At 65.1% G+C, this 12966-nt stretch carries 10 protein-coding genes; 4 read left to right on the forward strand and 6 right to left on the reverse strand.

Annotated features, from left to right (window positions below; genetic code table 11):
• Positions 1 to 78 precede the first annotated feature (78 nt).
• Positions 79 to 861 carry a hypothetical protein gene (locus tag BM396_RS32465; protein ID WP_139239595.1) on the reverse strand — a complete coding sequence of 261 codons (783 nt, stop codon included), beginning with the start codon at positions 859 to 861 and terminating at the stop codon, positions 79 to 81.
• Positions 862 to 2580: 1719 nt separating this feature from the next.
• Here BM396_RS32465 and BM396_RS31130 point away from each other — a divergent pair.
• The 4 genes from BM396_RS31130 to BM396_RS31145 all read left to right on the forward strand — a co-directional run bounded on the left by BM396_RS31130 (position 2581) and on the right by BM396_RS31145 (position 7644).
• Positions 2581 to 3900: a hypothetical protein gene (locus BM396_RS31130; RefSeq protein ID WP_043388023.1), complete on the forward strand. Its 1320-nt coding sequence runs from the start codon at positions 2581 to 2583 to the stop codon at positions 3898 to 3900.
• A 10-nt stretch (positions 3901 to 3910) separates the two neighbouring features.
• Complete coding sequence (locus BM396_RS31135) at positions 3911 to 5389, forward strand: hypothetical protein (protein ID WP_051976312.1); 1479 nt, start codon at positions 3911 to 3913, stop codon at positions 5387 to 5389.
• 83 nt (positions 5390 to 5472) lie between these two features.
• On the forward strand, positions 5473 to 6963 hold the full coding sequence (locus tag BM396_RS31140) for a glycosyltransferase family protein (protein WP_043388022.1): 1491 nt from the start codon (positions 5473 to 5475) through the stop codon (positions 6961 to 6963).
• Between the two features lie 9 nt (positions 6964 to 6972).
• Positions 6973 to 7644, forward strand: a complete 672-nt coding sequence (locus BM396_RS31145; protein ID WP_043388021.1) for a hypothetical protein — start codon at positions 6973 to 6975, stop codon at positions 7642 to 7644.
• Here the strand turns inward: BM396_RS31145 and BM396_RS31150 are convergent.
• From BM396_RS31150 to BM396_RS31170, 5 genes are all read right to left on the reverse strand, one after another.
• Entirely contained in the window at positions 7634 to 9433 is a 1800-nt protein-coding gene (locus BM396_RS31150) for a CHAT domain-containing protein (RefSeq protein WP_081948841.1), read from the reverse strand. The two genes, BM396_RS31145 and BM396_RS31150, sit on opposite strands and share 11 nt — an antisense overlap.
• Positions 9434 to 9437: 4 nt before the next feature.
• Positions 9438 to 9755: a hypothetical protein gene (locus tag BM396_RS31155; protein ID WP_170867536.1), complete on the reverse strand. Its 318-nt coding sequence runs from the start codon at positions 9753 to 9755 to the stop codon at positions 9438 to 9440.
• 1100 nt (positions 9756 to 10855) lie between these two features.
• Positions 10856 to 11680, reverse strand: coding sequence for a helix-turn-helix transcriptional regulator (locus tag BM396_RS31160; RefSeq protein WP_043388016.1), 825 nt, complete (start codon positions 11678 to 11680; stop codon positions 10856 to 10858).
• Entirely contained in the window at positions 11677 to 12609 is a 933-nt protein-coding gene (locus tag BM396_RS31165; protein ID WP_081948837.1) for a tyrosine-type recombinase/integrase, read from the reverse strand. The genes BM396_RS31160 and BM396_RS31165 overlap by 4 nt, the downstream gene beginning before the upstream one ends.
• Before the next feature lie 83 nt (positions 12610 to 12692).
• A partial coding sequence (locus tag BM396_RS31170; RefSeq protein WP_139239599.1) for an integrase core domain-containing protein occupies positions 12693 to 12966 on the reverse strand: 274 nt, incomplete at its 5' end.

Consider the following 12966-nt stretch of genomic DNA (forward strand, 5'->3'; position numbering starts at 1 on the left):
CATCACGCGCAGGCTGCCTAACCTCTCAATCCAGATGGACCAGAGCCTCCGTTCCTGAGCTTCCCGACTCGTCTCAAATCATCTGACGACGGACAATACAAGCAGGGATGCCGCCGCCCTCGCGCCGCCGTGAGGAGCTATCCAGTAGCGAAGGTCCGGTCTTCCGATCGGAACGCTCCGTCTGAAAGTCCGTTCGCCCAACCGGGCGCGTATCGAGAAGCTGGAGAACCCGGTCGCGCTTGTGACCGCCCCATCTGCGCTGCGGGATGCATCGTAATAGTGTTTCACCAGGTCGACCAGTTCGGAAAAACTCGTGCCTGCTGGTGCGGTCGCAGGCCAGCAGGTCTTGTATCCGATTACGTCGAATGCAACCGGACGGCGCAAGCGGCCCTGGCCGGTCCGTACGATTGCCTCGAGCGGCCAGACTCTTCGACTCGATCGTTCCGGGGCGGCCGGGGCGACCCGGTTCATGCACGGGATGTCGTCCGCCATGTCTGCCGCGCGTAGGAGCTCCAACTCCCACGGTCCGCGCACGAACCGATCGTGCACGATGGGTCCATCGCCTCTCCAACCGATTCCGAGCAAGTGCTCGCCGACCTCGATATCCATGACGTGTTGACACTCGTCCGCTTTGGCCCCGAATGGTGTGTTCCATCGGATCCCTCCACGCCGCGATATCGAGTCTGGTTCCGCAACGTAGTATTGAATCGAGAAGCCTTGAAAACGGACGGCCCGTTTCTTCATCGGCGTCTGTGGGCCGTCGCATCCGTGCAGGGCGAGAATACGCAAGGCAGCTTCGCGCAGCACCCTGCGGGCCACCCCGGTGGGCGCTTCGAGGCGGTTGACATGAATGGTCGACATGCGGGTCTCCGGACGGGACCCTTCTTCAGATCACCTGGTTCTCCGAAAACGTCAAAGCCTCCTGTGTACGGCCGTTCCAACCATGGACGGATCCGTCACGATCCGACCCGTTGGCCAAGGGGGCGGATCAGCTTCCGCATCGACGACACTGCTGCGGAGTGCCTTGGCGGCGAACCGGTGGCTTGCGGCGTTCCGCACCGGCCGAATTCCACCGAACACCGACTACCCGAGCTCGACGCGACGTCGCGGGCCAGGTTCCATGCCGACATAAGGAGCATGCAACCACAGTCAGATCCCCGGTTGCCCGTGTGCGTTGTCCTGCGCTGCGTAGACCCCCGCCAGCGTCGTCAGCTTGGCGGCGTCCGTGCGCGCGTCCGACCCGAAGGGCTTCGAGTCCAGCGCACAACCCAGCCTTTCGGCTGGAGGACTGTTCATGCTCGCCGAGCGCGTGCGCGGCGAGCGTCGGCGTCTCGGCACATCCGCCGGGATGCGGTCCGGCTGCACCGGCAGCTTCTCGGCCCGCGCGCCGTTTTAAACCAGTGCACCTTCCGCGGGGAGGCACGTCGGCGGCGGAACCCGAGAGCGGCCAAAGAGCGACCGGCAAATCCGAGACCAATCGGCCAAACAGCGCTGTGCCGCTCCTAAACCTACTTCGTCGTGCTAGGCATGGAAGGCGCGGTGGCTCTCATCGAAGGCGGCCTGGAAAGGTCGGAAAGATCGTTGCGTCGCCATCATCAGAGAGGACAGCCGTCCGGGATCCGAGAGCTCTGCTGCAAAGTGGTTGCGAAGACTGTCGGCACGATGATCGGGCAGGGCGGAGACCCGAGACTCGCAGCGGGCAGGTTCGAGAAGCATGTGCGTGAGTACTCCGCCGATGTGGATCTTGCCATGCTCGTCGCCTTGGCGGGTGCGGACGAACTACCGGAAAACGGAGGTCAGAAGACCCGTGGCCCGAAACCGTCGCCGCACAGCGGGAACGCCGAAGCGTCGGTGCGGATCGGCTTCCTCCGCTCCTTCCCGACTCCTTCCCGTTCCGCCCCGCGCTGCCCGATCGATCGCCTGGCAATGGATTTGAGCGTTCCTTCGAAGGGTTAGGACGCGGAAGGCTGCGGCGGAGATCATCGGCCCCGTTCCGGGAATCCGCCGCCGCAACCGGAGAGGACGGCCGTTCCTTCGATCATGGGAAGCGGCACCGCTCCGAGCGCGACTCTGGGTTGAGGGGCGCCCGCCGACGGGAAATGGGGATCGGATTGTCGGGGGGCCGGAAGTTCGCGAACTCGGCAGGCCGGGCGATGCGTACCCGGGCCGGTCCATCGGAGCGATGCGAGATCGTAAGTCCAAGCCGTTCGACCCGACCGACGCCCGTTGATCCGAATGGAAGCCGATTCCGCCCACGCGACGGCCCGATGCCGAAGCCGGCACGATGGCGGCCGGCGACGGTACGACCCCTGCGCCGGCGTCCGGCGGCCGAGCGCGCCGTGCGGGGGATCGTGTCGGCGTGCCAGCACCGGCTCTCGCCGCGGATCCGCCCTCCGGCGGGTGAAAGACCACGTCGTCGGGCCGCTCGTCTGCGGACCGGGGAACCCCCGCATGAACCCGTCGTTTGTGTCGGGCTCCGCGATCCTGCATCGCACGTGCGCGCGGACCTCGCGGGGTCGCAGGACCGGGTGTCGTCGCGGTGCAACCGCCAAGCTTGACGGGTGGAGGGGAGGGGACGCCATGCCCTACCGGACGATCGCGGGCGCGGGAACGCGCTACGCTCTCCTCGCATTCGATGCAGAAGGGCGCGAGAGGACGGACGATCCCGATGCCGCCGACGGATCGTTTTCCCGGAAGGTGCTCAACGATATCGCGTCCGAGCGGCCCACCGACATCTTCATCCTATGTCACGGCTGGAAGGGCGACATCCCCGCGTCGCTTGATCAATACGATCGGTGGATTGCCGCCATGGACCGCAGTCCGGATCGGAGCGAGGCCGAAGAACGCAGACCCAAGTTCAAGCCGTTCCGCATCGGTGTCCACTGGCCGAGTCAACCGTGGGGGGACGAGGAACTCGGTTCAGGCGCCGGAGCGTTCGACGGCTCGGCGGATCCGATCGCACTCTACGTCGACAGGTTCGGCGACCGTCCGGGACTGAGGGAACGGATCGCGACCGTATTCCGCGCAGCGGCGCTCGATCCGGCCGCCGACCGGTTGCCGCCGGATGCCGATTCGGCCTACCGCGACATCGACGGCCTGCTCACGGAAATGGGCTCGTCCGGCGTCGCCGCTCCCCCCGGAGGCGATCGCGAACCGTTCGACCCTCAGGTCTACTTCGAGGCTTCGCTCGAGGAGGAGAGTTTCGGATTCGGTTCCCGAAGTCTCGGCGGGATTCTCGCTCCGTTGCGGCAGCTGTCGTTCTGGAAGATGAAATCGAGGGCCCAGATCGTCGGCGAGGGCGGGATGCACGCGCTTCTACGCGAGCTTCAGTCGTCGAGCGCCGGCACCACGGCGCGGGTACACCTGATGGGTCACAGCTTCGGCTGCATCGTGGTTTCCGGCATGCTCTGTGGACGCGGCACGGCCGATTCCAGCGCGAAGAGCGTCGCCTCGCTCGCTCTGATCCAGGGAGCCCTCTCGCACTGGTCCTATTGCGGAGAGATTCCGGACGCCGTCGGACGTCAAGGATATTTCCGGGGGTTGCTCGACGACCGGCTCGTAAAGGGCCCGATCGTGACGACCCGCAGCATCTACGACACGGCGGTGGGCCGGTACTATCCGCTCGCCGCGGGCGTCGCCAATCAGATCGAATTCGCGGCCGGGGAACCGCCTCGCTACGGCGCCTTGGGTGCGTTCGGTGCCCAAGGCCTCGACCCCGAGGCGATCGCGCTCGCGATGAAGCCGGCAAACGAGTCGTACGGTCTGGAACAGGGCCGGATCTACAACGTCGAGGCCAGCCGATACATCCGCAACGGCGACGGTGCCTCGGGGGCTCACAACGACATAGATGGGCCGGAAGTCGCCCATCTGATCTGGGCGGCGGCTCTGGCCGGGAAGTGAAACGAAGGACATGCCCGGTTTCGACGCGGACGGCACCGACCAGGACGAGCTTCATGCCAACGGCGTGGAAGCGGAGACCGGACGTCCTCTACCGCCGCCCGAGAACGGCTCCGGCGCGCGGATCGTCGATATCGCCGGCGGATCGATGGCGCGGTTCGAGGACGAGACGGTCGCCGGCAGGCACGCGGCCTCGGATTGCGGGGTCGACACGTTCGGAACCGACTCGTCCGTCGAAAATCCCGAAGAGCTCGATCAGGCCGGGTGGGGCATAGTCTTCCCCGCGGAGGTGGATGCCGAACCCTACAAGGAGGCTCTTCATCCACTCCTCGACCTGCGCAGAAGTCAGGCTGGCGATCTTTTCCGCGTCTTCGAGAAGGATGCGGGCATCCGTCCCGGGGAGGAGGCCACGGCGTGGCTGGCGAGGCAAGGCGAAGGTCCGGGACTCGCGGCCGTCGATCCGAGTCGCGGAGTGCCGTACTATCTTCTGATCGTCGCTTCGCCCGAAGACGTTCCGATGTCGTTCCAGTACCTGCTGGATGTCTTCTGGGCTGTCGGAAGATTGCATTTCGACAATATGGAGAATTATCGACGCTACGCAGAAGCTCTCGCTCAATACGAGAAGGGAGAACTGATCTTTCAAAAGAGCAGGCGGTCCGTTCTCTTTTCTACCGCGCATGAGTTCGACCGGGCCACTGCGATGTTCACGCGCGACGTGGCGAAGCCGTTTCGCGACGGCTCCGGATCGGCCGGGCCGCTGGGCAAGAGGCAAGGGTTTGCCTTGACCTCCCTCTTGGAGCGCGACGCCAGAAAATCGAGTCTGCTGGCCGCTCTCGGAGGCGCCGAGGGACCTCCGTCCCTTCTCTTCTCGGGCACGCACGGAATGACGTTCGGCAAGGACGATCCGCGTCAGAGGGACTGCCAGGGAGCTCTCGTCTGCGACGATTGGGAAGGATATGGCGCCGTCACGGAGGACGATTGGCTCTCCGCCGGGGATCTGCCGGCGAGCCTTCGGCTGAACGGCATGATGCACTTTCTGTTTGCGTGCTACGGCGCCGGCTGGGAGGCCGTCGACACCTTCCGCGATGGACCCGACGGTCGCGGTCGTCAGATCGCGGACAAGCCCGCGATGGCCAGGCTGCCGCAGGCCATGCTGAGCCGCGGAGCGTTGTCCGTGATAGCGCACGTGGACCGCGCGTGGTCGTATTCCTTTCGCACGCCCCTAGGTCGTCCTCAAAGCCACCCGATACGGGACGTGCTGACCAGGCTCATGCAAGGCAAGCGGATCGGAAACGCCATCGATCAGTTCAACGCGCAGTGGTCCGCGTTGACGATACCCATTGCCGAGATCATGAGGAACTCGGCCGGCGATCCTGCCACGAGAAGTAGGCTGGCAAAACTGTGGATAATCCGGGACGACGTCAGAAACTACGCCGTGCTGGGCGATCCGGCGGCGCGCATAAGGATGGACCTGCTGTCGGCGGAGCCTTGACGATTGGCTCCGCATCGGCGAGATCCACGTCCGCTGCCACGCCCTCGACGACCTGAGGCTAAGCAGGTCCGGCGGATCGAGGAATGGCGCTTCGGGTTCTGACGCAGGTCAACTACTCGGCTGGAGAAAACGCCGAAGGTGACAGCGGCCTTGCATTCACCGCGGAACTCCTCGGGGCGCTCGTGCGTGCCGATCGCGACCTGCATTTCTATGTGCTGATCCCCGAGCGCGCTGCGGCCAGCTGGACGGAAGCGCTGGGGGACGATCGCATCACCTGCATTCCGGTACCTTTGCTGCCACGCATGCACGGCGGCGATTTTCAGTTCGATCCGGCGGAACTCTACAAGCGCTTCGATTTCCGGCGGTACGACGTCGACGTGCTGTTTCTCAACCAACCCGAGACGGCGCCTGCCTTCCTGCAGTTCATGAACCGGCAGACGTTCCACAACGTCCCCGCCGTCGGATACATCCATTGGTTCGACGTAAGACGGCCATCCACGCCGAAGCACGACCTCCATCGTCCGGCGCTGCTCGCGACTCTGGCGGGGTTGGGATCGATGTCGCTGGTCGGTTGCAATTCCGAATACGGGCGGAAGCAGATCCTGGCGAAGGCTCGTACCTGGTTCAACGACGACTTCGTTGAATTGCTGGACCAGAGAATGAGAATCCTTCCACCGGCAGTGGACGTGCGAGGGCTCGTCCCGCGAGGAGGACGCACTTCCGACACTCCCGCGCGCATCCTGGTCAACCATCGCCTGCTGAAGTACACGGGCGTGCGCGCTCTCGTCTCGGACGTCCTCCCGCGGCTCTGGGAAAGGCGACAGGATTTCCATGTACACCTGACCAACCCGACCAGGGTGCGTCTGCCTGGTACGATGACGCGTGCGGCTTGGCTGACCGTCGAAACGCTCCCACGTAGCCGCTATCGGGAGGCGCTCCGTACGAGCGATCTGGTTCTCGCGCCGCACCGCTCGACTCATTGGTCCATCTCCACGCTCGAGGCGATCTGCGGCGGATGCGTTCCGCTGATGAACGTGGAGAGCTTCCTACTCGAGATGATGGAGCCGATTCTCTCGGGTCTGGCCCCCTCGGTACGTCGCCACGTCGAGGTCCGATGGTTCTACTTCCGCAGCGAACTCACGAACCGCCTTTGCGATCTTCTCGACAGGCTGCCGGAGGAGGCGGAAGTCGCTCGCGAGGTCGCACGTCGCGCTCGCGAAGTCTATTCGTGGGAAGCCTGGACCGGACGGTGGCTGGACGTATTCCGGGCCGCGGAAGGCGGCATACCTGTCATGTCGGACAGAAACCCATCCCTGCTGCGTGTGAAGGATCTTCTCGAACTCAACGGAGAAATCTCCAAAGAGGCCATCCTGCGCGAGTTCTCATGGGCCCCCAAGCAGCGTGCACTCGCCTGGACGTCGTTGCGCAAGAGCATCCAGATGTTCGCCCCCGACGATGCGTCCGCTCCCGAAGCCGTGTTCGGACGCGTTCCGACGCGCGTGCGCCTAGCCGGCATTCGGCCGCAGTCCGCCACGAGCCTCGCGCCACTGGAGGCGTCGCGCGAAAGCGGTTAGTATCCCGCCATGTTCGACCAGGGCATAGCGCAATTTCTCGGCCTCGGCCTTCAGCCGACGCTTCGGCTCTGCCTCCCGCGGTTCCGCCAGGGAGTGGTGGGCGCACGGGATGGGGATCCGTTCCGGTATCCGAGCAACGCGTACGCCGAACGCGACGTGCGCTCGGCGCTGCATGTCCATAGCCTAGCCTCGGAGGCCGGTGCGGCTGTCGGGTTCATCTCGCCGGACGATCTCGCCACGGATCTTGCATCGTCGGAGCCGGACGCGGCGACGTCGGTGGTGTTCGGCAGCCGAAGCAATTCCGCTCTCGACGAAGTTCTCGGCTCGACGGGACTGCAGTTCATCTTCGATTTCGACTTCGGCTCCCAATGGGCGATCCGGCTCGCCGACGGCGCTCGATACGCATTGGACGATCCGTCGAAGCTGAGCCGCGACGAATACTCCGCCAGAATCGATTACGGCGTGGTCGCGGGCTGCCGGTCGGCCGGCGGCCGTTCCAGGTCGGTATTCATGGTGGCCGGTCTGGGTGGAAGAGCCACCGAGGGTTGCGGGTTGTATCTGCAACGTCGGTGGCGGTGGCTGGCCGATCAGGTCGGAGACCGCGCCTTCGCGGCGGTGCTGCGCTTCGATCCACCCGTCGATCCCGCGTCGTCGACCCTCGAGAGGCTGGTCATCCACTGACGAGCAGTGGTTCGCGGCTCACGACCACCCTCGTAACTTCGCTGGTGCCCTGTCGCGTCTCCAGCACGAACTGGAAGCCGCCTGCTCCGAACCGGCGCACGATTTCATCCCGCTTGTCGAAGAGATACCGCCCAGCTGCGAGCGTGCTCGAACTCCACATGCCTGCAATGACGAGCAGGACCCGGTCGTTTTGGGGGTCCACGATCTTCTCGACGAGAGCGTAGTCGCTCGCATTCGGGGTGGGCGCGGCGGCCAGTGCCGGGTTGGCGACGTCGTAGAAGATTCCCTCCCGCCGGTCGATCAGGCGCCATGGCCCGCACTCGGTAAATTCGAAAGCGAAGTCGCGGCTGTACTGGGGAAGCTTCGACCGCGAGAAATCGTGCGATCGGCTTCCGACGAGCACGTAGTGAGTGAACTCCTTCGCCTCGAAGGATGCGTCGACCACGTGGCCGGGTATGATCCGGGCGCGGCGCGCAAGATCTTCGGATTTCGGCAGAAATCTTCCGACGAGTTGAATCAGCGGCTCGACCGCCTGCACGTCGTTGGCGGCGATGGTCGGCCCGCGATACCGGTAGGCTTCGTCATCGGCTTCCGGCGGCGGCGCACCCGGTTGGCCCTCGGGCGAGCCGAGCTTGAACCGCGGCAACGAGAAGGCGAACCGGGAGGTCTCTTGATCGGCGCTCAGCAACGTCGACGTCCTGATGATCTCCTCTTCGCTCGGCCGAGCGATGTTAGCGAAGACTCCGCCCCCGTCGCCGAACCGACCGCGCAAGCGCGTGTAGAGGGCCGCAGTCCCGCGTTCCCAATCCGCATGCGCCGCCAAGGCTGCGGCAGCCTCGCCATAGGCATCGAAAACGTCAATGGTACCGTCCGCGACGACTCCTAGAAACCGCCCGAGGAAGGCGAGCCCCGAGGAAACCGTGACGGGACGCTGCATCGCCACGACGGAGCCGACGTGTCCACCGATCATGAGACGCTGTGCGACGCCCCCGAGCGAGTTCTTCGCGGTCACGGCGCCCGATTTGCACGAGCATAGGACTACCAGACATCCACGATGAACACCGAGTTCGTGCGCCACGTCCTCGCCGACCCATCTGCTTGCGGCGCCGCTCTCGTCCTCGAGCACCATGAAACCGTCCCTTTCGGCGGTGGCGCTGCCGCCGTGGGCGACGATCACCACTGCGTCATAGGCATCCCGCTCGCCGAGAGCGCGCCTCAGCGAGCCGCGTGTGGCATGCGGAACCATGTTGCAGGTCGCCTGAGGTATCGCGTCGATCGCCTTCCGCAGTTCGCCGACTACCCGATCGTGGTCGAAATCGGGGTGATCGGTCGGGTTCGCGACCGCGACCAGGAAATGCCGGAAGCCGTGCGATCTGGCATCCTGGGTCGAACCGTCGTTGATCCAGCGAAATGGGATCCTCTCGCCTCCGGCGAGGTACCGATCCCCGTCGTGCAAAATCTCGAACGGAAGCAAGTGCATTTCCGGGGAAGCCGTACTGAACGCCAGAAGAACACGACTTGCGGCTCGCGCGCGTTCGAGCGCGGTCGGCATTGTCCTTCCAGGTCGGCCTGCAAGGAGCAGGTCGTAGAGCTGACGACCGAGCTCCATCGGCGACGCACGTTCCGCGCTTTGCCAAGCCTGGAGCATGGACGAGACTTGTTCCGGCAAGGGCCAAGAGAACGAGCCGAATCCGCTCGCCCCGACCGGAGAGTCTTGGATGTTCGAGAGGCCGCCTGTCGAAGCGAGCCGGTCGACGTTCGTCGCGATGAGCGTCGTGGTTTTCGTCAAGCGATCAGTCCCGGCTGCTCGTCTGAGACCAGGAAACGCTGAACCGCTCCTTGAGAGCGGCGATCCCCTCCGCCCGCACCCTCTCGCCGTCGTATCCCAACTGGCGGTAGAAGTTGGGCCGGAGTTGGAAATCCGCAGCCCGCCGGATGACGCTGGCCTGCTCGCCCAAACGCTGGAAGCGCGAAGCGAGCTTCAAGGCTGTATCCCAGTCGTCCGCGGCCATGGCAGTTCTGATCGCGGCCAGCTTGGTGTCCGACGAAAGCGTCTTAGGTGCTTTGCCCTTCGACGACGCCACGGCATCTCGTCTCTGATCCGTTGTCACGATATCGGCTCCTGAGCCTTCCGGCAGGCGGTCGGCGAAAGATCGGTGTCGGGAACGAACCGGTCGGATGCACTCATCGTCCCGGGTTCAGATAGAGTCGTCGTGCCGACTCGTCGATGCAAGCCCGTTGCAACCGAACCAGTGCGCGCAGGCTCCGGTTCGACGGAGGTCGCCAGCCTCCGTAAGCGGATTGCGAAAGGAGGCCGCGGTCAAGCGCGAGTCTCGGCAGCGGTCGCCGGTAGTTGGCTCGGCCGAGAACGATAGGCGATCATATCGTCGACGCTTAGAGTGGCCCGAGCGCCCGGACACCGACGGTGCAGTCGAAGATTGCGGGGCACGGTCAGACGAGGACTGGCGAATGACGCCCGACCCGGTAGCGGCCGAGCACCGCGCATTCGTGACAGCCGGGTTCGCAGCAAGCGCCGATGCGGGCTTCGCTTCTCGCAAACCGAGAGTCCTGCGCGGGGCCGGAGCGATAACCCACACGGTCGCGTCTCAGGTCGCCGAAGACTGGAGGCGACCGGACGGCGGGAAGGCGCGCGTCGTTCGCCCCTGTGGCACACCGGCACGTTTGAGCCGCAGCGCAGGACGCCGAAACTCGGCTGAATGTTCAAGGCCATTACGCAAAAGGGCCGTGGCCGGCCGCCGCCCCGCCCGCCCAGTCGACGTCCCAATCCACCTGTCGGCGATCACGTCCGGATCGTCCGTATGAGAGTGGACAAAACGAAGAGGCGACCGCTTGCGAATCGGCGCCGAAGCACGCGCCTTGGGCGACACTGCCTAAGCGGTTGCGGGCTCGACCGGAATCCCATGAAGGTTGCGGTCGCGATCGGCGCCGATCCTGACCCCACCGAAAACCCGGATTCGTTGAACTTGTAGGAGATCGGGGATCGACTCCGCCAGGGGCACGCTTTGGTGTTGAATTGGACTTACGCCCGACGTTGGCGCCCGAAGCCGCGCTGATTCACATAGACCCACTTGCTCCTGCCCGACTTCGGTTTCCGTCATCGTCTCGATCGCGCTCAGCTGGTCCGGACCGACATTCCGACCAGACCGGTTCAACGCCATCATACAACGGAGATCTGTAAACGAGCGTTCGTTCAAATCGAACGACCCGGGTCCCGACGTCGGTTCCGCCATCCCTCGAGTTCGGACTTGAGATAGCGCACGCGGGCTCCGATCCTGTGGAACGGCGGGCCGTTGCCCGTCAGCCGCCACTTGTCCAAGGAGCTTTTGCTGACACCCAGGAAGCGACTTGCCGCGCGGACGTCCATGCCTTCCACGTCGCCGGTCGAAACGACCCCCGGCGCACCGACGTCGCACGGCGTCTGCCTGCCGGTCGCTGTCGGGCCGCCCTCGTCGCCGGGGCGCGGCGAGGGCGGTTCCGACCGGGCGACGTGGATCGAGAAGTACACATGGCCGTCCGGCGACGTGCACGTTCCGGCGGCCCAATCGATGGACGAGGATGCCCATACGTCGGCAGGCACCTCCCTGAAGCCGTCGACCGGTCTGGGACCGCCCCTTGCATGGACGGCCAGGACGTCGCCGACGATCAGAGCCGAATGGCGGCTGATCAGCGCCGACCAGAAGGCGTCGACGAGGCCGGCGCACAGCATCGCCGATGCGGACGGCGACGTTCGCGATGCCGCGGATCGGAAAAGTGCGGGATGCGAGCTCACGCACACGCGGTAGCCGTCACCCGGCCCCATGTCGTCGTCGACCGGATCCCGGGCGAGCACCTCGATCAGTCCGGCGGACCAGTCCGCCCGAACGAGCATGTGATCCGGCGCGTCGACCGCCAACGCGCGCTCCAACTCCGCATCCAGCTCGAGATCGCGAGCGCACGGCTCCTGCATCCGGCGCAGAGTGAACGGAGCGAGATGCAGCGGGATCCAGTGCGGACGAATCTTGGTCGGGTATCTCACGACCGTTCTCCGCCATCGGCCGCGTTCGACCGTTCTCCACCGAACGCGTCGCGTGTCGGCGCGCCCAGCGCCGCTGCGAAGTCGGTCATGCATGGGCCGGCCGCTCTGGCCGCGACGTCGTGCTGGACGTGGGCGTAGATCAGCGTGGACCGAAGGTTGGCGTGTCCCAGCAGGGCTCCGGCCAGGGGGATGCTCAATCCCTGGGAGATCGCGTTCGATCCGAAGGTGTGCCGCAGGAGGTGCGGGAACAGCCTGTCGAGTCCGGCGAGGCGCATGATCAGTGGCAGGTACCTTTTCGTACCCGTAAACCAGCCGTCGCCTCTTTTCGCCGGGAAGACGTAGGCGGAGTCGGCTGTCTCCTTCAGCTTCCGCAGGAACGCCACCGCCGGGGGCGTGAGAGGCCGTTTGGTCTCGCTCTTGGAAGTCTCGAGTTCCAGGCTTTCATGTTCCAGCCTGACCTCGCTCCATTTCAACGCGGCTCCTTCGTTCCTCCTCAGGCCGGTCAGCAGCCAGAGACGGATCTGGTCCGTTGCGACGCGCGGGACGCCGTGACTCGTCTCCGCCTCGACGAGTGCTCGCCCGAGGCGCTGCACGTGCGCAGTCGTCAGGTAGTCCTTGCGCTCGTTGTCCACCTTGTTGACCCGCGCGTTCGCGACGGGATTCGCCTTCATGAGATTGTTGTCGACTGCGAACGTGCAGACCGCCGATAGATCGCGGACCACCTTTCGCGCGGCACCGCGTCCGCCGCGGACGACCGCTCCCCTGCCGGTCCGCTCCTCAGTCTTCGCGGCTGTCGCTCCGGAGCCGACCTTCCTGAAGAGCGACTCGACGTGCGTCTTGTCGAGTTCGACGAGCCGGAGCTGGCCCAGGACCGGTACGACGTGGTTGCGCAGCCGCGCCATTGTGTACTTTGCGGTCTCCTCCGTCATGTCCTCGCCTGTCCGTCGTCAGATGATTTGAGACGAGTCGGGAAGCTCAGGAACGGAGGCTCTGGTCCATCTGGATTGAGAGGTTAGGCAGCCTGCGCGTGATGGCGCAAGCGGCGGTCCATGAGGGTCTGGCGTTTGATCTGCGCCCGTTCACGCAAGATGGCCTCTCCGCGACCGAAGTAGACGTCGGCAGGGGTGAGGTTGCCCAGGCTCTCGTGAGCCCGAACATGGTTGTAGTGCTCCACGAAGGCGGCCACACGCGCCTCGAGTTCGCCGGGCAGGTAGGCATGTTCGAGCAGGATGCGGTTCTTGAGCGTCTGGTGCCAGCGCTCGATCTTGCCCTGCGTCTGAGGATGG

This window comes from Methylobacterium sp. UNCCL125 (assembly GCF_900116795.1).
Lineage (GTDB): Bacteria > Pseudomonadota > Alphaproteobacteria > Rhizobiales > Beijerinckiaceae > Methylobacterium > Methylobacterium fujisawaense.

Coding starts and splice junctions, on each gene's coding strand:
- BM396_RS32465 (WP_139239595.1), bottom strand. CDS start 861: ATGTCGACCATTCATGTCAACCGCCTCGAAGCGCCCACCGGGGTGGCC.
- BM396_RS31130 (WP_043388023.1), top strand. CDS start 2,581: ATGCCCTACCGGACGATCGCGGGCGCGGGAACGCGCTACGCTCTCCTC.
- BM396_RS31135 (WP_051976312.1), top strand. CDS start 3,911: ATGCCCGGTTTCGACGCGGACGGCACCGACCAGGACGAGCTTCATGCC.
- BM396_RS31140 (WP_043388022.1), top strand. CDS start 5,473: ATGGCGCTTCGGGTTCTGACGCAGGTCAACTACTCGGCTGGAGAAAAC.
- BM396_RS31145 (WP_043388021.1), top strand. CDS start 6,973: ATGTTCGACCAGGGCATAGCGCAATTTCTCGGCCTCGGCCTTCAGCCG.
- BM396_RS31165 (WP_081948837.1), bottom strand. CDS start 12,609: ATGACGGAGGAGACCGCAAAGTACACAATGGCGCGGCTGCGCAACCAC.